At 70.3% G+C, this 19669-nt stretch carries 15 protein-coding genes; 9 read left to right on the forward strand and 6 right to left on the reverse strand.

Annotated features, from left to right (window positions below):
• The first annotated feature begins 147 nt into the window (after positions 1-147).
• A complete protein-coding gene (locus IPK71_29280) occupies positions 148-2196 on the forward strand; it encodes a hypothetical protein (protein MBK8217840.1) in 2049 nt (682 codons plus the stop codon).
• A 94-nt stretch (positions 2197-2290) separates the two neighbouring features.
• On the opposite strand, the gene IPK71_29285 is transcribed toward IPK71_29280, so the two are convergent.
• Positions 2291-3232, reverse strand: a complete 942-nt coding sequence (locus IPK71_29285; GenBank protein MBK8217841.1) for an SDR family oxidoreductase — start codon at positions 3230-3232, stop codon at positions 2291-2293.
• Positions 3233-3539: 307 nt separating this feature from the next.
• Positions 3540-4382 (reverse strand): hypothetical protein, encoded by an 843-nt coding sequence (locus tag IPK71_29290; protein ID MBK8217842.1) that lies wholly within the window; start codon positions 4380-4382, stop codon positions 3540-3542.
• On the opposite strand from IPK71_29290, the gene IPK71_29295 reads away from it, so the two are divergent.
• The 8 genes from IPK71_29295 to IPK71_29330 all read left to right on the forward strand — a co-directional run bounded on the left by IPK71_29295 (position 4354) and on the right by IPK71_29330 (position 14617).
• Positions 4354-5415 (forward strand): hypothetical protein, encoded by a 1062-nt coding sequence (locus IPK71_29295; protein MBK8217843.1) that lies wholly within the window; start codon positions 4354-4356, stop codon positions 5413-5415. The genes IPK71_29290 and IPK71_29295 overlap by 29 nt on opposite strands.
• The gene (locus IPK71_29300; protein ID MBK8217844.1) at positions 5405-6232 is read left to right on the forward strand and encodes a hypothetical protein; all 828 of its coding nucleotides are present in this window, start codon (positions 5405-5407) and stop codon (positions 6230-6232) included. The genes IPK71_29295 and IPK71_29300 overlap by 11 nt, the downstream gene beginning before the upstream one ends.
• 50 nt (positions 6233-6282) lie before the next feature.
• Positions 6283-7401 (forward strand): hypothetical protein, encoded by a 1119-nt coding sequence (locus tag IPK71_29305; protein MBK8217845.1) that lies wholly within the window; start codon positions 6283-6285, stop codon positions 7399-7401.
• A 158-nt stretch (positions 7402-7559) separates the two neighbouring features.
• A complete protein-coding gene (locus IPK71_29310; protein ID MBK8217846.1) occupies positions 7560-7838 on the forward strand; it encodes a hypothetical protein in 279 nt (92 codons plus the stop codon).
• Between the two features lie 111 nt (positions 7839-7949).
• Entirely contained in the window at positions 7950-8555 is a 606-nt protein-coding gene (locus IPK71_29315; protein ID MBK8217847.1) for a glutathione S-transferase family protein, read from the forward strand.
• 130 nt (positions 8556-8685) lie between these two features.
• Positions 8686-9912: a DNA repair exonuclease gene (locus IPK71_29320; protein MBK8217848.1), complete on the forward strand. Its 1227-nt coding sequence runs from the start codon at positions 8686-8688 to the stop codon at positions 9910-9912.
• The gene (locus IPK71_29325) at positions 9909-13382 is read left to right on the forward strand and encodes an AAA family ATPase (GenBank protein MBK8217849.1); all 3474 of its coding nucleotides are present in this window, start codon (positions 9909-9911) and stop codon (positions 13380-13382) included. Before IPK71_29320 ends, IPK71_29325 begins: the two co-directional genes overlap by 4 nt.
• Positions 13383-13477: 95 nt before the next feature.
• The gene (locus tag IPK71_29330) at positions 13478-14617 is read left to right on the forward strand and encodes a GNAT family N-acetyltransferase (GenBank protein MBK8217850.1); all 1140 of its coding nucleotides are present in this window, start codon (positions 13478-13480) and stop codon (positions 14615-14617) included.
• A 73-nt stretch (positions 14618-14690) separates the two neighbouring features.
• On the opposite strand, the gene IPK71_29335 is transcribed toward IPK71_29330, so the two are convergent.
• From IPK71_29335 to IPK71_29350, 4 genes are all read right to left on the reverse strand, one after another.
• Positions 14691-16127, reverse strand: a complete 1437-nt coding sequence (locus tag IPK71_29335; GenBank protein ID MBK8217851.1) for a DUF2330 domain-containing protein — start codon at positions 16125-16127, stop codon at positions 14691-14693.
• Between the two features lie 171 nt (positions 16128-16298).
• Positions 16299-17339 (reverse strand): proline dehydrogenase, encoded by a 1041-nt coding sequence (locus IPK71_29340; protein ID MBK8217852.1) that lies wholly within the window; start codon positions 17337-17339, stop codon positions 16299-16301.
• The gene (locus tag IPK71_29345; GenBank protein MBK8217853.1) at positions 17336-18391 is read right to left on the reverse strand and encodes an acyl-protein synthetase; all 1056 of its coding nucleotides are present in this window, start codon (positions 18389-18391) and stop codon (positions 17336-17338) included. The genes IPK71_29340 and IPK71_29345 overlap by 4 nt, the downstream gene beginning before the upstream one ends.
• A gap of 112 nt (positions 18392-18503) precedes the next feature.
• Complete coding sequence (locus IPK71_29350; protein ID MBK8217854.1) at positions 18504-19604, reverse strand: hypothetical protein; 1101 nt, start codon at positions 19602-19604, stop codon at positions 18504-18506.
• Positions 19605-19669 lie beyond the last annotated feature (65 nt).

The raw sequence follows: 19669 nt of genomic DNA on the forward strand, positions 1-19669 counted from the left end.
GCGCGAGGCAGAGGTGGGAGAGGTATGGCGACGTATGCGGGGAAACCTCGCCTCGTGCTGTCGTCCTTTCCGGCGACGGCGCACGGAATCCCTCGTGCTAAAACAAGGTGTTGGGCGAAGGTCGCCCGCCTTCTTCCGGGAGATTCCATGCACCTGTCGTCGCGCACCTCGGTCTGGCTGCTCCTCGCGTCCGCGTTCACCTTCTCGGGCGTGACGGGTCTCGGCTGTTCCACGACGGAAGAGCCCCCTCCAACCGACGACGCCGGTACCTCTCCCGACGGCAGCACGCCCTCTCCCGACGGCAGCACGCCCACTCCCGACGGCAGCACGCCGGACGCGGCGAAGCCCGACTGCGTGAAATCCGACGACTGCGCGAGCAAGGTCTGCGACGTCGCCAAGGGCAAGTGCCTCGAGCCCACCTGCGAGGACGGCGCGCAGAACCAGGACGAGAGCGACATCGACTGCGGCGGCGCCAAGTGCAAGAAGTGCGACACGCAGAAGAAGTGCAAGGCCGGCGCGGACTGCACGAGCAAGGTCTGCAAAGACGGGGTCTGCCAAGCCCCCACCTGCACGGACACGACCGAGAACGGCACCGAGAGCGACGTCGACTGCGGCGGCGCGGCGTGCGGCAAGTGCGTCGATGGCAAGAACTGCAAGGTGCGCAGCGACTGCCAGAGCGACGTGTGCACGGCGGGCAAGTGCGCGACCCCGAGCTGCAACGACGGCGCGAAGAACGGCACCGACACGGACATCGACTGCGGTGGCCCGGCCTGCCCGCGCTGCGGGGACGGCAAGGACTGCCTCGTGGCGAACGACTGCACGAGCGGCGTCTGCGCGGACAAGGGCATGGGGCTGAAGTGCCAGCCGCCCACCTGCATGGACGGCGTGAAGAACCAGGACGAGACCGACGTCGACTGCGGCGGCGCGACGTGCGCGGGCTGCGGAATGGGCCAGGCGTGCCTCACCGGCTCCGACTGCGCGAGCCAGGGATGCAACTACAACAAGGTCTGCGCGGCCGGCCGTAGCTGCGTCGCCCACTACGGCGGCGACACGTGCGGTGCGGGCGGCGAAGGCGGCATCGGCGCCGAGGCCTGGGAGGACTGCTGCACGACGGCGCCCGTCACCGTGGGTGGGAACACCGTCCAGCTCGACAAATACCAGGTCACCGCCGGGCGCATGCGCGTCTTCCTCGAGAGCATCGGGTACGACGTGCGAGGCTTCGTCCAGGGCGCGCGCGCGGCCGGCAAGGTGCCCGTCATTCCGGGCAACGCGGCCGGGCGCACGGTGCTCGAGCCCTCGTGGGACCTCTACCTGCCCACGAGCTTCAACGGCGACAACGGCGCGGGCGAGCTCTCGGGATGCGCCCAGCGCGACTGCACCGGGGGCACCAACCCGAACTGCACCTGCACCCCTGGAACCGACTTCCGCGGCGTGTACACGGCGGCGCGGCGACACATCGGTGGGTTCATCTTCAACGGCAACGCCCAGACGGGCACCGGCTGCTTCGCCGGGGCCCCGGGGACCCACGCCTACCGCTTCGATACCGTCGACGAGGGCATCGCGCCCGAGTTCGATCAGAACGTCTACGACACGAAGTCCATGCAGTGCGTCGACTACCTCGTCGCGCAGGCGTTCTGCGTGTGGGACGGCGGACGCCTCGAGACCCTCGCCGAGTGGCAGGCGGCGTGGGGCGCCCAGACGACGCCCCCGTGGCGCGACGTCGACGACCGCCTCCCGGTCCTGCCCGAGGAGCGCGGCCTCGCCACGAACCGCGGCGACCAGACGTACTGGGGCTGCCGCTTCCCGTGGGCCACGGACGCCGCTCACCCTCAATGTGGGCTCACGTGGGACATCGCCACGCGCTCCCTCGAGCTCGCCAACTACCGGTACAGCTACGAGTTCCCGAAGCTCCGGGCCACGCAGACCGACTACATCTCGTTCATCTCGGCGCCGGGCCGCACCCGCGGACGTGGTCCCGGCGGCCACGCCGACCTGCTCGGCAACAACTTCGAGCTCACGTCGACCGTGAGCTTCACGGCGAGCTACGACGCGAGCGGGGAGTCTCCCATCGAGGCGCGCCACCGCTGGAGCGGCAACGGCTCGTGGGAGGTGCACGGCTACAGCCGAGGTGGCGGCAGCACGACGTTCCTCCTCAACAAGTACGGCAAGCTCGGGCTGCGTTGCGTGAAGCTCTGAGCATGTAGAGTGCAAATAACGAAGGCCCCGGGGTGCGAACCTCGGGGCCTCGGCGTTTCAAGCTTCGGGCCGCCGGCCCTGGGCCTCGCGAGCGCTACTTCGTGAACTCGCGGAAGGCGGCGAACGTCTTGGCGAGCCCCTCGCGGACCTTCACCTTCGGGTCGAAGCCGATGAGCTCGCGTGCGGCCTCGATCGAGGCGAGCGAATCGCGGACGTCGCCGACGCGGGTCGGGCGGTAGTCGGCCTCGAGCTTGATGCCCGCCTCGGCGCCGATGTACTCGAGGAGCTGGTTCAGCGAGATGCGTTCGCCGCACGCGATGTTGACGACCTGCCCCTCGAGCTTGTTCTTGGTGTTGGCGGCGAGGAGGTTCGCGCCGACCGTGTTCGCGATGTAGCAGAAGTCCCGGGTCTGCTCGCCGTCACCGAAGATGACCGGCCGCGTGCGCTTGATGGCGGCGGTGATGAAGTTCGGGATGACGGCCGCGTACTGGCTCGTCGGATCTTGGCGGGGGCCGAAGACGTTGAAGTAGCGGAGGCTCAAGGTCTCGAGGCCGTAGAGCGCCGCGCTCACGCGGAGGAGGTGCTCGCACGTGAGCTTGGACACCGCGTACGGCGACCTCGGCGAAGGCGCCATCGTCTCGACCTTGGGGAGGGTCGGTGTGTCTCCGTAGGCCGACGAGCTCGCCGCGAACACGATGCGCTTCACGCCCTTGTGGCGCGCCACGTCACAGAGCACCGTCGTGCCCTGCACGTTCACCATGAGCGAAAGCTGAGGCGTATCGACCGACCGCGAGACCGAGGGGATCGCCGCCTGGTGGAACACTACCTCGATCCCATCGAGGGCCCGGGCCATGGTGTCGGGATCGACGATCGAGCCCTCGACGAGCTCGAAGTCCCCGGGCAGGCTCTGGAGGTTCTGCCTGCGCCCGGTGGCGAAGTCGTCGATGATGCGGACCTTCTCGCCGGCCGCGAGGAGCGCCTCGGCGATCGACGAACCAATGAAGCCCGCGCCCCCCGTGATCAGATACTTCGGCATGGTCATCCTCGCTCTAGGCTTCGTCATCTAACAGGCCCCCGGCGGAGACTTCAACGGTTCGCGGCGACTGTCGGGAGATCACGAAAACGTTGCGTCTCGAGGGGGCCTCCGCGCAACGTGGGGCCCGCGTGGACCGTCGACCGGCCCCGACACGAGGGCGACGGGCACGGCCGGGATACCTCGAACCGGGCCGAAACGGAGCAAGAATCATCATACATTTCGAGCATTTGCAACACGTGCAGGGCGGCGCCGAAACGGCCGATTGTGGCCCCCCCTAGCGCCCTGTATGCTACGGCGGCACCGTGACTCACTCCCGGCTCCGCCCATGAACACAAACCCGCACGCGTTCCCCCCCTATGGCGCGCCAGGTGGCATGCCCGGCGGCATGCCCGGAATGCCCCCCGCGGGCGGTCCCCCGGTGAACGAGCCCTCGACCCGCGACCGGATCAACCGCGCGAAGACGATCGCCCGCCGCGCGGCCCAGCACTGGGTCGTCTCGATCATCATCCTCATCATCGGCTGCGTCGTCGCCATCGTGCTCGCGATGAACACGAAGAGCGTCTACCGGTCCGAGGTCGTCATCGCGTTCCGCGCAGGGTTCAAGGTCGGCAAACAAGACGAGGGCCCGGCCGAGCGCGCCGCGCGGCTCAAGCCGAAGCTCGAGGAGCAGGTGAAGAGCCGCGCACGCCTCGAGAAGATGATCAAGGAGTTCAACCTCTACGAGAGCACGGTCAAGTCGCAGGGCATCATCACCGCCATCGACGAGATGCGCGACAAGTACGTCGGGTTCCGCGGGAAAGACAGCGAGCGCTTCGTCGTGTCTTTCGAGGCGAACGACCCCGAGCTCGCCCGCAAGGTCACGCAGAGGCTCGCCGAATCCATCGTCGAAGAGTTCGGCAAAGAGGCGCTCACGCAAATCAAGCAGCAGGTCGAGTTCCTCACGGACCAGGAGACCAAGCTCCTCACCGAGCTCGACACCGCGAACCGAGAGCTCACGACCTTCCTCGCCGCGCACCCGGAAGTTCGCCGCCGAGATGAAGAAAACCGGCGGAATGGCTCCGGGGCCGGGCGTGGGCTTCGGAACGCCGACGGCACCGGGCGGCGCACCGGGCGGGTCGCCGGTGGTGCTCTCGGCGGACCCGGCCCTCAACGCGCTCTTGCGCCAGCGCCAGCGGATCGAGTCGCAGCTCAAGGCCATCCAGGGCGGTGGCTCCGCGCCGGCGACGGTGCCCCCGGAGCTCGAGGCCCGCCGTGCGCGTGCCTCGGGGGAGCGAGACACCGCACAAAACATGGTCAACGAGGCCAACGCCGAGCTCGGACGGCTCCGCGCGAGCGGCATCAGCGACGAGCACCCCGACATGCGCGCGGCCAAAGCCAAAGTCACCGCGGCCAAGAACCAGCTCGGGGCGGCGGAAGCCAAAATTCGCGACATCGACCAGGAGATCAAGCTCGCGCAGCAGTCGTCGACGGTGGCCCCTACGGCCGAGAACATCGACAAGCTCAAGAAGGAGCTCGCCGCCGTAGACGCCCAAATCGCCGCGGCGCGGGGCGTGAAACACACCGGCGACGCGGGCGGCAAGATCGAGGAGCCGACGGGCATCGTGGGCCTCGAGACCTCGTTCCAGAAGCTCCTGCGCCGTAGCCAAGAGGCGCGCACGCAGCTGAACGAGCTCAAAGAGCAGGTGAACAAGGCCCGGCTCGAGCTCGCCAGCGAGCAGGCCAAGTCGAGCGACTCGCTCGACATCGCCGAGGCGGCCTTCCTCCCGACGAAGCCCTCGAAGGGCGGAAAATCGAAGACCGCGATGACCGGTGGTGGCGTGGCGCTCGTGCTCGCGGTGCTCTATGCCCTCGGGCGGGTGGCGTTCAGCGATCGCATCATCGATGCGGGAGACATCGAGTCTCTCCAGATCATCCCGGTCCTCGGCGTGCTGCCCAAGATTCCCGGCGCCGGTGTGGCAGCTCCGGCCGCGGCGGCAGGTCAACCCCCTGGCGCTCCCGGGGGTCGACCTTCCGGGCCCGGCGGCCCCCAAGGGCCCGGAGCCGGCCAGGGAGGTGTCGCTGGCGGCCCTGGCGCAGGCATGCCCCCCCATCGTGCCGGGTCAACCGCGCGCGCAAGGAGGGAGACCGACGTGAGGCTCCGAAATGCAGGTCCCGAGAGGGGGGTGAAGAGCCGTGGCGTATGAGTCTCCTTCCAAGACCCTCGTCGTCCAGCGCGGGGCCATGGTGCCGTCTTCCGGCGGAGGCGGGGCGATGGTCCCCGTCAGCGTGGGTGCTCCCGGTGCGGGGCCCGCCCCCGACTCGCCCGTTCGCGTAGTCCCCGCGTGGGCCGCGCCGCCCGACACGAAGGTGCTGGTCATGCTCGGCGACTCGGCGAGCGAGGCGACCACCTCGCTGCGCGTGCTTCGCCACAAGCTCGAGCAGAAGCGAGCGGAGGGCATGTGGACCTTCGCGGTCACGAGCCCGAAAGAGCGCGAGGGCAAGAGCACGTTCGCGACGCAGCTCGCGCTCGTCTTGTCGGAGTCGCAGCGCGCGCGCGTGCTCCTCGTCGAGGCCAACTTCTACAAGCCTACGCTCGCCACGATCTTGGGCTTCCGCGTCCCCCAGGGGTACGGATTCTCCGCTCAGATCGTGCGCAAGATGCGCGGGAGCATGGAGCCTTGGTGCGTGACGGCGCTCGGGCCGGCGCTCCACGTGCTCGCCGAAGCGCCCGGCGAGAAGACGTTCCCGGAGACGCTCCACTCGACGCACTTCCAGAACGCGATCGGCTTCTTGGCGCGTGGGTACGACTTCCTCGTGGTCGACTCGCCCAGCATCCTCGGCTCGGGCGACATGAACGTCATCGAGAACGCGGTAGACGGGATCATCGTCGTCCTCAGGAGCAACCACTCCCGCACGGGCGACCTCCGAGATGCGGTGAAGCAGATCGGCGAGCGCAAGACCGTCGGGGCGGTGATCTGGGACTTCGAAGACCCCGACAGCCCCAAGAAGAAGAAGCGCTGATGCGCGGCTCGATGCTCGACCTTCCGCTCTGGAAGCTCGATCTCGGCAAGCTGCCCGGACCGCTCGGGAAGCTCGGTCGAAAGGAGCTGCACCTCTGGGTCGGCGGGTGGGCCAAAGACAGGCTCGAGCGGCGCGCTCGCCCGCGCTACTCGGGCACGAAGCACCTGCTCTTTTGCCTGTGCGATCACTACGAGCCGCTCCACGGCGGCGCCGACATGGACCGCGGGATCGAGCGTGTTCGTGCATGGCGCGACACCTACCCCGCGCTCGTCGATCGCTTCCGTGACAGCAACGGGCGGCCCCCGCGGCACAGCTATTTCTACCCCGGAGACCAGTACGATCCGCGCCTCGTGGAGCCGATCGCCGAGATGTGCGGCATGGGCCTCGGCGAGATGGAGGTCCACCTCCACCACGACGCCGACACGCGCGAGACCCTCGCCGAGAAGCTCGTCGCGACCCTCCGCGACCTCGACCGTCACGGCACGATGGCGAAGAAAGACGGGGGCTTCGCGTGGTCGTTCATCCACGGCAACTGGTGCCTCGCGAACGCACGGCGCAACGGCACGGCCTGCGGCGTCGACGACGAGCTCACCCTGCTCTACGAGCTCGGCTGCTACGCGGACCTCACCTTCCCCGCGGCCCCCGACGAGGCCCAGCCGCACATCGTAAATTCTATTTACTACCCCGTGGATCCCTCGAAAAAACGGGCATACGAGCACGCCCAGCGCGTCCGCGTCGGCACCCCGCGCGAGGACAAGGTCATGATGATCGAGGGCCCCATCGCCCTCGCGCTGCGCCCCGGGAAGCTCTCCGTGCGGATCGAGAGCGCGGCCATCGACTGGTCGGACCCGTACACGAAAGAGCGCCTCCACACGTGGGTCGATCAAGACATCCACGTCGACGGCAGGCCCGAGTGGGTCTTCGTGAAGGTGCACACCCACGGCGCCCCCGAAGCGAACGCGAAGGTGCTGCTCGGCGACGACGCGCGCGCCTTCCATGCGGCGATGGGTGCACGCTACAACGACGGGCGCGAGTGGAAGCTCCACTACGTCTCGGCGCGCGAGATGTTCAACGTGGCGCGCGCCGCGATGGACGGCAAGGGCGGCGATCCGTCGGACTACTTCGACTACGAGGTCCCGCGGGCGGAGCGCTCGGCGCGCGGCGGCTGACGGGAGCGCGGCGGGAGAGACCCCGTTCGTCTCGGGTCCCGGCCCAAAACCACCAGGCGGCCGACGTTCGAGGATCGGACCGTCGATTTCGAGCCCGCGCGGGCCCTAGCTGCGCAGGAATCTTGGCCCCGAGCGGGGCTCTCGGCCAAGACTCGGGCATGACCGAGGAAAAGCACTGCGTCGTGTGTGGGGCCCGAGACTCGCGTGTTCTCACGAAGACCCGGCTCGCGACGGGGGACGTCGTGGTCGTGTGCGGCTCGCACGAGCTCGCGCACCTTCGCGCCGACGCACCGGCCGCCACCGTGGCCGAGCTCCGCACGCTCGTGGGAGATCGCCGGACCGACCGCGAGCGGCGAGCGGAAGCGGACGAGCTCGCCCTGCACCTCCACCTCGCCTTCGCGGGCGAACGACGGGTTCGTGACGAACGCCGCTCGTAGCGGCACGCGCGCGCGAGGACCGCTACGAAATGCGCGGACGCCGGGCTTGTGACGGGAGGCGTTCGGCGCGAGAGTAGCGCCATGGCGGAGCGAACTCTCTACCACTTCCGAATGTCCCCCTTTTCGCGGAGGGCGCGGCTCGCGCTCGCGCACAAGGGGCTGCTCGCGGGGACGACCCTGCGGGACGCCCGCGCCGAGCCGGCGAACATGGAGCAGGTCAAGAAGGTGTCGGCCACCGAGACGGTGCCGGTGCTCGTGGACGGTGGCCGCGTCGTGACCGACTCGACGGCCCTCCTCCACTACCTCGACCGAGCCTACCCCGAGGCGCCGCGGCTCTTCGCAGAGGACCTCGACGCCTTCGCGCGCGAGCTCGAGATCGTGACCCTCGTCGACGCGGTGCTAAACCCCGTGGTCGACCTCGGCTCGCGTTACCATTGGCTCGCCACCAGCATGCACTGGGCCGAGACGGTCTCCGAGCGCAAGGACCGAATCTTCGCTGCGACCGCCCGCCTCGTCGAGGCAGCGCGCTCGCTCCGAGGGTGGGGAGCAGCCGAGCTGAGCCTCTTCACGATGGTGCTTTGGTTCGAGGGACTGCCGGCGCGTGTCGGGCAGACCCCGGCGATCGAGCGCATCCTGGAGCTCGGGGTGACCATGCCGCCGGAGCTCGTGACGTGGGCCGAGCCGCACCACGCCCGCGACGACGTGCGCGCGCTCTGAGCGCCATGGGCTTCCGTCGTCTTCGTCCGACAGGCGCGCTCCGCGACTCGATCCGGGGCGCGAGCCTCCTCCCTCCGCGTGCCGGGGAGCGTCGAGGCGGCGCCCCTCGGCACGGGCTCGGCGACGCGCCGTGAAGCTCGTCCACGCCGCGGATCTCCACGTCGACAGCCCCGTCGCCGGCATGCACGACGCGCCCGGGCTCCGCGATCATGCGCACCACGCGACACGGCGCGCGCTCACGAACCTCGTCGACCTCTGCCTCTCCGAGGACGCGCGCTTGCTCTTGCTCGCGGGCGACCTCTTCGACGGCTCCTGGCGCGATTTCGGCACCGGTCTCTTCTTCGCGCAGGAGCTGTCGCGGCTCCGCGACATCGGCTGCAAGGTCGTCATCGTCCGGGGGAACCACGACGCCGAGAGCGTCGTCTCGCGAAAGCTCCGCCTCGCCGACCACGTGCACGAGCTGTCCACCGCCGCCCCCGAGACCTTCGTGCTCGAGCACCTCGGCGTCGCGGTTCATGGGCAGGGGTACCGAACACGCGCCACACGCGACGACCTGGCCGCAGGCTACCCGAGCCCGATCTCCGGGGCGCTCAACGTAGGACTTTTGCATACATCACTCGACGGGCGCCCTGGTCACGAGCCCTACGCGCCGACACAGCGGGCGACGCTCGTGTCCCGCGGCTACGACTACTGGGCCCTCGGCCACGTGCACACGCGCGAGGTGGTCGACCGGGCGCCGTACGTGGTCTTCCCGGGGAACATCCAGGGGCGCCACGTGAACGAGACCGGCCCGAAGGGGGCCACGGTGCTCGACGTGTCGGGCGCGTCGATCGTGAGCGTCGAGCACCGCTCCTTGGACGTGCTCCGGTTCGGAAAGCTCGGTCTTCGTGTGGAACGCGACGACGGCCTCGACGAGCTGCTCGAGCGAGCGCGGCAGGGCATCGAGACCGAGCTCGAGGCCTGCGAGGGGCGCCCGCTCGTCGCGCGCGTGACCCTCGAGGGCACCCTCGGCGCGAGGCTCCAGAGAGAGGCGCGAAGGCTCGAAGAAGAGCTCCGGCTCTTCGTGGCGTCCGAGCACGGCGCGCGCGTCACCGTCGAGCGGGTCCGCATGCGCGCGGTCGAGGACACCCGAGAGCGCGCCTCGATCGTGTCGCCCCCCACGGAAGACGAGCTCGCGGCCGAACAAAAGGACCTCCTCGCCGACCTCGCCGAGCTCGAGCGACGTCTCCCTCCGGAGGCGCGAAAGAGGCTCGAGAGCGTCAGGGACGAGCTCGTCGTCTCGGCCATGGAGCGCGCGCGGACGCGGGTCTCCGCCGAGACCTCGGGCGCGAGCGTCGCCGACGAGGGCGAGCCGTGAGGCTCACGCGGCTCGAGCTCGCGGCGTTCGGCGGCTTCGAGGACGTCGTGCTCGATTTCTCGTCGCCCAAGGTTCACGTGGTGTTCGGGGCGAACGAGTCCGGGAAGAGCACCACGCGGCGCGCGATCTTCGCGCTCCTCTTCGGCGTGCCGAGAGGGAGCCGAGACGCGTACCTCGTCGGCAAGGCGACGCAGCTCCGCGTCGGTGGGACCCTCGTCGGCCGCGATGGTCGCGAGCTCACCTTCGTGCGGCGCGGGGGAATGCGCGACACGCTCGTCGATCGGAACGGCAGCGTCGTCGCCGACGATGCCCTCGACGCGATGCGCGGCGCGCTCGACGCCACGACGTTCGACTCGGTCTTCACGATGGACCACGCGAGCCTCGAGCGCGGGGCCGAGGCGGTCCTGGACGCGCGGGGCGAGCTCGGCGAGACGCTCGCCGCGGCAGCCTTGGGCTCGGCGCGCCTCTCCGCGGCCAAGGTCGCCCTCGGGGAGCAAGAGCGTGCACTCTACAACCCCGCGCCACAGGCGAAGTCGAGCGAGCTCCACACGGCGATCCGCACCTACAAAGAGCGACACGACGCCCTCGAGCAGGCCGAGAGCAGCCCCGAGGCCTACTTCGCGCAGGAGCGCGCGCTCGAAGAGGCCCGCGCGTCCCACGTGGCGCTCGTGGCCGAAGGTGCGAACCTGCGGCGCGCCCTCTCCGAGCTCGAAGAAGCCGACGCCGCTCGCCCCGCCCTGGCGACGCTCGCGAAGGTCCGCGCGAGGCTCGCCGAGCTCGGAGACGTGGCGCCGCTGCCACGGAGCGCCGAGGTCGATCACACCCGCGCCTCGTCCGACAAACGGGCCGCGGAGCTCGCCTTGCGTGCGCTCACGGAAGAGGTACGCGAGCTCGACGCCCGCGAGGCGCGGCGCGCCACAGAGCTCGTCCCCGAGGACGTCGAGCTCGAGGCGACCGACCTCGAGAAGCGGCGCGCGGACCGCGCCCTCGGGGAGGCCAGGCGTCGCACCCTGCTCGAAGAACGCGCCGATCTGTCGACGAAGCTCGCCGAGGCCACGCTTCGCTCGGCGGCGACGGACCTCGGGCGCGCGCGCGCGTGCCTGGCGAGGCGGGGCGAGATCGCCGACCGCGCCGAGGCCACGGCCGACGCACGGCGGCGCCGAGACGAGGCCGCGCGGCGGGCCAACCGCGCAGCTCACGACCTCGAGCTCGCGCCGCCGAGCGACACCGAGAAGCTCGCCTCGGACCTCGCACCGCTCGAGGCCCTCGCGCCACACGACGACATCGCCCGAGCGGCGACACGAGCGGCGCTCGATACCGGCGCACGTGCCTCGGCCGCGAACGAACGCGTCGCCACCCTCGGTCGTGCGCTCTTCGTGACCGTGCCGTCGTTCGAGGAGCTCGTGAGCACGACCTTGCCGAGCCGCGAGCGGCTCGCCGAGTTGCTCGACGAGAGGGCGCGCCTCCGAGGCGAGCTTTCACGCATCTCGGGAGAGCGCCGCTCGACCGAAGCTCAGATCGCACGAATACACAATGAGATCGAGCATTTACGACTTGCCTCGAGTGGGCCGACGGAGGCCGATCTCGGTGACGCGCGGCGCGCGCGCGACGAGCTCGTGGCGCGGGTCGCGCAGGAGCCGATCGTGCTCGGCGCGGCGCGGGTCGCCGTACGAAAAGCCGACGAGATCGCCGACGCGCTCCGGAGAGACGCGGACGCCGCGCGCCGAACGGCGACCCTGACCTCGGAGCTCTCGGCGCTCGTCGCGCGTCGTGACACGATCATGGGCGAAGAGTCGCGCGCTTCGGACGCACTCGCCTTCGCGTGCTCGCTCGAGCTCGACGAAGCCCGGAGGCTCGGGGCGCGGATCGCCGACGTGGAGGGACTCCCGCAGCTCCGGGCGAGGCTCGACGCGCTCGTCGACGCCATGCGCGAGCGCGACGAGGCCGACGCGGCCGAGCGGCACGCGAAGGAGGCGGAAGAGTCTCTGGCCCGGCTGTACGCCGAGCGCCTCGCCGAGCCCGAAGGGAGGACCCTGACCGCGCTGACCGTGATCGCCACGGAGCGACGGGACAAGCTCCGAAAGGCCCTCGCCGAAGCGAAGGGGCGGAGCGACACGAGGGAGCGGCTCGAGGGCGAGCTCGCGGCGGCGACGAGCGCCCTCGCGGCGGCAGAGGACGATCTCCGGGTATCGGCGGCGCGCATCGAGGACGATCTCCGGGCGCTCGGGCTCGACCACGACGCCCCGCCCGGGGACGTGCGCGCGCGACTCGAGGGCCTCGCCGAGGTCTACCGGCTCGAAGAGGCCATCACGCGCATCGACGCGGTGCTGCTCGAGCTCGGGAGGGAGCGCGACGACTTCGAGGGCTACGTCGCCGCGTTCGCCGCTCGGCTCGGAGAGCCCCCCGCCGTAGCCTCGGCCGACGCCCTCGCCGAGGCCGTGCTCGGCCGCATCACGGCCTCCAAGCGGGCGCGCGAGGCGGCGCGCCACGATCGTGAGGCGAGAGACCACAAAAGTCGCGAGCGCGTGCGCCACGAGGCTGCCCTCCGTGAGGCCAAAGAGCGCCTCGACGCGCTCCACGCGCTCGCGGGCACGAGCGACGACGCGGCCTTCGTGCAGGCGGTGCGCGCGGCCGACGAGCATACGGCGCTCTCGAAGCGCCGCGACGAGCTCGAAGAAGAGGTGACCCGCACGTGCCGGCGCACCGAGCGCGAGGTCGTGGAGCGCATCGTGGCCGAGACCCAACCCTCGGAGCTCCACGCGCGGCTCGCGGAGCTCGAGGTCGAGCTCGGCCGCAACGACATCGAGACCAAACGCGCGCTCGAGGCCACCGTCCGGAACGAGAAGGGACTCGACGACATGCGGAGGCACGATCTCGGCGCCTCGGTGCGCGCCGAGGAGGCCGAGAGCGCGCTCGCCACGATCGTGCACAAGGCCGAAGAGTGGCTCGTCGCGCGGGCCGCGAGGCGGCTGCTCGAGCGGAGGATCGAGGCGTTTCGGAGCGAGAGCCAGGGCCCGGTCGTGTCTCGAGCGAGCGAGCACTTTCGCGCGATGACCCGCGGCGCCTACGAGCGCCTCGAGGTCGCGTTCGACGACCTCTCGGGCACGACGAAGGCCGCGCGCGCCGATCGCGGCTCCGGGCTCGTGATGCACGCCGTGAAGGCGAGCGAAGGCCCCGGCCCGAGCTCCGTGCTCGGGGTCGACGAGCTTTCCACGGGCACGCGCGACCAGCTCTACCTGGCGCTCCGGCTCGCCAGCCTCGAGCGCCTCGTCGACCTCGGGACCGTGGCGCCCATCGTGCTCGACGACGCGCTCGTCCATTTCGACGACGACCGCGCGCGCGCCGCGTTCACCCGCCTCGCTCCCCTCGCCTCCCGCGCGACGGTCCTCTTTTTCACCCACCACGCGCGCATGTGCGAGCTCGCTCGCGAGGCTCTCGGTGACGAGGTCGTGGTCACGGCCCTCCGTTAGTAAAGCTTCTTTATCGACACATGCCGGGCGCGCATCCACCTTCACGCTTCGAGCGAGGGGCGGTCCGTGCTAATCGCGCCCGCGGAGAACCGTTCATGACCATCGAGATTCGCGAGCATCGGCCGGGCGAGGACATCACCGACTTCATCCGCGCCGGGCATGTGGTGTTCGAGGGCGACCCCGCGTGGGTCCCGCCGCTCGACTTCGAGATCAAGGAGCGCCTTCACCCGAAGAAGAACCCCTTCTTCAACCGCGCCGAGGCCGTCTACTTCACGGCCTGGAAAGACGGAAAGCTCGTGGGCCGGTGCTCGGCCCAGATCGACCGCGAGCACCTCCGCGTGTGGAAGGACGACACCGGGTTCTTCGGGTTCTTCGACACGATCGACGACGTCGAGGTGGGCAAGAAGCTCATCGAGGCCGCCGAGGCGTGGCTGCGCGCGCGCGGCATGAAGCGCATGTGGGGCCCCTTCTCGCTCTACGCCAACGAGGAGGTCGGCATCCTCATCGAGGGCCACGAGTGCCCGCCCATGCTGAGCATGGCACACTCCCGCACCTACCAGGCCGCCATCTGCGACGCCGCAGGCCTCGCGAAAGAGAAGGATCTTCTCTGCTTCCGCTGGGACGGGAGCATCCCCTTCTCGGCCCGCGCCATCAAGGCGTGGGAGGACGTGAAGGCCCTGCCCGAGGTCAAGCTTCGCAGCGTCGACACGTCGCGCATGGAAGAAGAGCTCAAGGTCATCATGGACATCTACAACGACGCCTGGGAGGGCAAGTGGGGCATGGTGCCCGCCCTCCCCGACGAGGTGAAGAAGATCGCCCAGGACATGAAGCTCGTGCTCGACCCGGACATCGCGTTCATCGCCGAGGTGAACGGAAAGCCCGCCGGCATGTGCATCATGGTGCCGAACCTCAACGAGGCCATCCAAGACCTGAAGGGCTCGCTCTTCCCGACGGGCGTCTTCAAGCTCCTCTGGCGCACCAAGGTGAAGCACCCCCTCACCACGCGCCTCATCATGCTCGGCATCAACCGCGACGTCCGCGCCAACATCAAGCGGTACGGCGGCCTCTCCACCGCGATGTACGTCGAGGTCGCGAAGCGTGGTCTCGCCAAGGGCTACACCTGGGGCGAGCTCTCGTGGATCCGCGAGGACGACGCCCCCGTGAGCCTCGGCATCAAGATGATGGGCGGCAAGCAGTACAAGAAGTACCGCGTCTACACGAAGTCGCTCGCGTAGGCCTCGCGCGACGAGCTCACCCCGCGCCCCCTCTCGGCTCTGGCCGGGCGGGGGCGCGAACGTCTCTTCGTGTCTACGAGCGCGGCGCGCGGCGGCGGCGAAGGCGCGCGCCCACGACGGCGGCGAGGCCGAGGCCCGCGGCGAGCACCCCACCGTTCGGAGTGGCCGTGCCGGACGTCGCGCAGTGATCCGTGGAGCGCTTGACGGCCTCGGAGCGCGGCGCGACGCCGTACGCCTCGCACCCCACCCACACGGTGCACGAAGGCTCGTTCAGCTCGCGCGTGATCCGGCGCTGGTTGGAGAGCACGGCTTGGTCCGCCGACGCCGCGAGCACGAGGTCCTCGGAGAGCGCCGCCTTGGAGAGATCGGCCCGCATGCGTGTGAGGCGCGACAGCCCTCCCGAGCGGCGACCGTAGAGGATGTCGAGGTCCTCGCGCATGAGGATGTCGGGGATCTTGGTGCCTTCTTGCGTGTACCCTGCAGCCGACGCGGAGGGCTCCGGCGCGGCGCCCCCGAACGGGGCCGCGGGGACGGGGAAGGCGCCCGTGCGCACCTCGAGGGACGACTCGACCTCCCACGCGCGCCCCCCGAACGCGTCGGACTTCGACTTGCGGACGTCACGGAAGTTCGATTGCCCGTCGGTCGTGGAGGACGTGGCGGGCCCCGTCGTGGGAGCCGTGCCGGTCCAGTCCCACGAGACGTCCTCGGCGGCGATCTGGAAGAAGGGGAAATTTTGCGGCTCGTAGCGGCCTTCCGCCATCGTGAAGAGCGTGATGCCCACGCTCGCGCCCGCGCCCGCGGCCACCATGCGCAGCGGGAGCACGATCGACGGCCCCTTGCTCGTGACGCGGACGGGCCGCATCGACTGCACGCTCGCGGACGGCCGGAGCTTGAGCGCGAGGAAGTTGAAGTTCTCGCGGACGTACTGCTCGACGATGGGGCGCACGTCCGCGGCGAGGACGAACCCGTTGTCTCCGAGCCACTTCGTGAGGGCGCCCGGATCTTTGCTCTGGAGCTGCACGGTCTCGTACGGGCCGACGACCTCGCGACGCGTGACGGTGACCTCGTTGCCCGTGCTCTCGCCCGCGAAGTCTCCGGCCGACGCGGACTCGAACGAAGCCCCACAGGCCCCACTCCCTCCACAATCGAGCGGCCGGGAGGGGCAGTTGCGCGGCGGACCGAAGATCTCGGTCTGGCTGATGGCGTCGAGCCCGGCGAAGAGGCCGTCGGAGCTGAGGCCCACCTCCACCTCGCCCGCGATGGGCAGCACCCACGCGAACTCACGCGGGTTCCCCGTGTAGCGAATTTGATCGTAGAGCGTGGACTCCCCACGGCCCACGGCGAGCACCATGCGGTGGTCGGTCACGACCGTGGGCCTCTCGGGATCGGGCGGGTGGAAACAGCCTCCGCAGGCCTCGGCCCGGGTCTCGGCGAAGGCGACGGCCGCGAGCGCGACGGGGATGGTAAGGGCGAGCGTGAGGGCGCGTTTCGCGAACGTCGTGCGAGCCATGGGAGCCTCCAAGGTAGGGGAAGTGACGGGGCGGCTGGGACCTTTTTGCAACCGACGGACCACACGCCCAATCCCCCCGAATGGACCGGGAAATCCGCGGGCGTGGCACACTTTGGCACGCGTTCTCGAAGCCCTCCTGCGCTCGCTGTCGTAGGGCTATCTCCCTCGGATTCAGAGCCAGACGTCGCGGAGGTCGACGGGCCCGTCGAGGCGCGGGCGCTGGAGCGCGCCGAGCGGCACGGCACGAGCCCACGGCGGCGCGAGATCGGCCAGGGAGGAGCCCGACACGGCGACACCGACGACCACGCGGCCGAGCCCGGACACGACCTCACCCGCGGCGCGGAGGTCGTCCACCGCGACGACGAGCACGTTCCTTCCCGGAGGCAGGATCGGCAACGGACGCGCGGGGTCGTGGCCGACCACCGCCACGCGAGCGCCCAGATCGCCGACGGCATCGCCACACATGAGCGCGACGCGCGCGGCGGCTTCGATTTCGGCGCGCTCCTCGGCCGAAAAGACGCCCAGCGGGACCTCGTGGCGGCGCCGCACGAGCACGGCGTGGAGCGCGTCGGCGAAGGGCTCGGCGCGCTGGGGACCGCCCGTGACCACGACGACACGAGGTGAGAGGCAGCCACGCTGATCGAACGGGACGACGTCGTCCGCGATGCGCTCGGCCGCCTCTCGAGCGTCGGCGTCGGTATCGACGAGGGCCACCCCGAGGCCCGCGCCGTGCGCCCACACGGGCATGCGGGTACGCTCGGCGAGGGCCCGCATGGTGGCGTCGCGACCGTACGCGTGGACGACGCCCTCGTGGGTGCGGACCTCGTCGACGAGGACGACGCGAGGATCTTCGAGCGTGCGAACGAGCTCGGACGAAAACCACGGATCGCGCCGCGAGGGCCGCACGAAGACACGTGGCGCCGACGCCACGGCGAGCGCGAGCGCGCGCACCGAGGCTGTGAACACGTTCGCCGCGAGCACCACCGAGACGGCCTCGGCCGGCCGCACACGCGCGACGAGCGTCTCGAGCTCGGTCGGGCTCACGTCGCGCTCGAGGGAGTGTGCGAGGGCGAGGCGCACCCCTTCGACCGAGAGCCCCGTGCTCCCCACGAGCGCCGGGACGGCCTCCGCACCACGCGCGACCTCCTGGGCGGCCTCGAGGAGGGCTTGGATCCGAGCCCCGATCTCGGCGACAGGGCGCCCCGCGCTCACGTCTCGCCTCGCGCGAGCAGCTCGTCGATGGCGATGGAGCAACCTCGCGGCGGAGCCCCCTTCGCGCGGCCGAGGAGCCGGAAGCCGCCCGGGACGCGCACCACCCTGTCTTGGGTTTGGATGGCGACGGCGCTGTCGACGTTCGCGAGATCCTCGATGCGCGCGAGCCCCTCTTCGCCGAACGGGACGGGCACGAGCGTCTCCGGGTGCACGGGCACGACACGCGCCCACGGCGGCTCGACGTGCACGCCCTCGGAGGTGCCGAGCAAGGTGCCCTCGTAGAACTGGCTCGACAGCTCGGTCATGCCGTACTCCGACACGACGGAGCCCTCGCCCACCCCGAGCGCCGACGCGAGCCGCGCGCGCAGCTCACCCGGCGAAACCTCGCGCGATTTCCCTTTGGTTCCGCCTGTTTGCATCACACGGCTCCCGGGTGGGAGCGGGGTCGCGCCGCGCGTTCGGGCGTCGAGCCAGTGCACGAACGCGAAGCTCGTCCCGAGCACCACGACGGGCCGGCCTTCGGCCACGAGCGCGTCGAGACGAGCCTCGAGGGCGTCGTGAGCGATCGCGTCGCCCGAGACGAAGTGCGTGCGCGCCCCGGGCTGCGTCGACGTGAGGCGCTCCACGAAGCGCTGCATCATGTGGCCGAGCGACGAGTCGCCCGCCTCGGCGAACGGGGGCGCGAGGACCACGGCCGCGGGAGGCTCGGACAGGCCGGCGAAGAGCGCGTGGGCACCGAACGCGAGCGCGGCCGCGTCGTAGGTGGAGGTGGTGCGGAACGCGTGCGTCCCTCGGACCGCGAGGGTGGTGCCGCTCGTGCGGAACACGGTCTCCCCGGGCCACGCGGGGAAGGTCGCGATCCGGACGTGCTTGAACGCGTCGGTCGGCACCGCGGGGATCTCGTGGGCCGCGCGGAGGGCGCGCGGATCGCTCCGCGCGGCGCGGTGGAGCCTCGCGATGCCGGGCACACGCTCGGCCTGGAAGCGCGCGATGTCGATCGCGACCGCGTCGAAGGGCTCGGGGCTCTCCCGCCCCTCCTGGAAGGCCGCCACGAGGGCTCTCACACGCGCGTGAAGGGCGTCGCTTTCGGCATCGGCGAGCACGGAGACTCCGGTCCGCGGGCACCTGCCCGCGCCGTGCTTTTAGCGCATTTCGGAGCCTGGGTCAGAACCCGCGTTTGGCGAGATCGAAGGCCATGGTGCGGTAGAAGCGGAGGTGATCGAAGCCCGTGCGCGTGTCGCGGCGCGTGTCTTTGATCTGCCCGACCTGGTCGAGGTGATCGGCGGGGATGCACCCTCGGAACGTGCCGTGTTTGGCCGACTCGACGGTGGCGAGGCCGTCGTTCGGGCGAAGCTCCGTGCCGTGGGCCACGATGCCCGCCACGGGGACGAGCAGGGCGTCCATCGCGTCGCGGCGTTTTCGGTACGTGAGGAAGCGGCCTTCGCACGCCTCGAAGTCCTTCGGGTTGGGGACCCCGAGCACGCTCGAGACGCCCGCCCACGACTGGTAGTAGACGCGGCGATCGTCGGGGTTTTCGGCCGAAAACGAGGCGGCGCGCGCCTCCGTGAGGGCGGTGAGGGCCGCGCGTGCGTCGGCGTCGTTCGCGAGGTCGTCCGTCGTGAAGGTGCGACCGAAGAGGGAGAAGAGCTTGGTGAGGGCGTCGTTCGCCTTGTCCTTCTGGACGAGGTTCAGACCGACGTCGGCCACGTAGGTGCCCTTGTGGGGCGACGAGATCGTGGTGACCGAAGCGACGCGGTCGCCGTAGCCGAGCTTCGAGACGAGCACGCGCGCGTCGAGGCCGCCCATGCTGTGCGCGATGACGTTCACCCGGCTCGCGTCGCACCCCGGCTTCGTGCGGCACTCGGAGATCGCGAGATCGACGTGCTTCGCGAGCTCCTTCGCGCGGACCTCGGGGGCGTGGAACGGCTGCACACGCGCCTCGTGGACGACGTGACCATCGGCGCGGAGAGCGTCGGCGACGCCGAAGAACGACCAGACGTTGGTCGCCGAGGTGCCGCTCGAGTCGGTGCCCATGAAGCCGTGAGCGAGCACGATCGGGTGCTTCGTGGCCTTGCCGGTGGGCTCGGCGAAGAGCGCCGGGGCCGGGCTCGTGAGGGCCTGCTCTTCGGTGATCTCCGACTCGTCGGGCTCGGGAGCGTCGGTCGTAGCCTCGGCCGAGCACGCCGCGAGCCCCGCGACCATGGCCACCAAGGGGACCGCACGCAGAACAGAACCGACCGAACCGAGACCGAGACTTCGCGCCATCGTGGAGACCTCCGTGGGGACTGACCATAATTCAAAACTGGTCATTGTCCGCCAGGTTAACGGTT

The sequence above is a fragment of the Myxococcales bacterium genome, from assembly GCA_016712525.1.
Classification (GTDB): Bacteria; Myxococcota_A; Polyangia; order Polyangiales; family Polyangiaceae; genus JAAFHV01.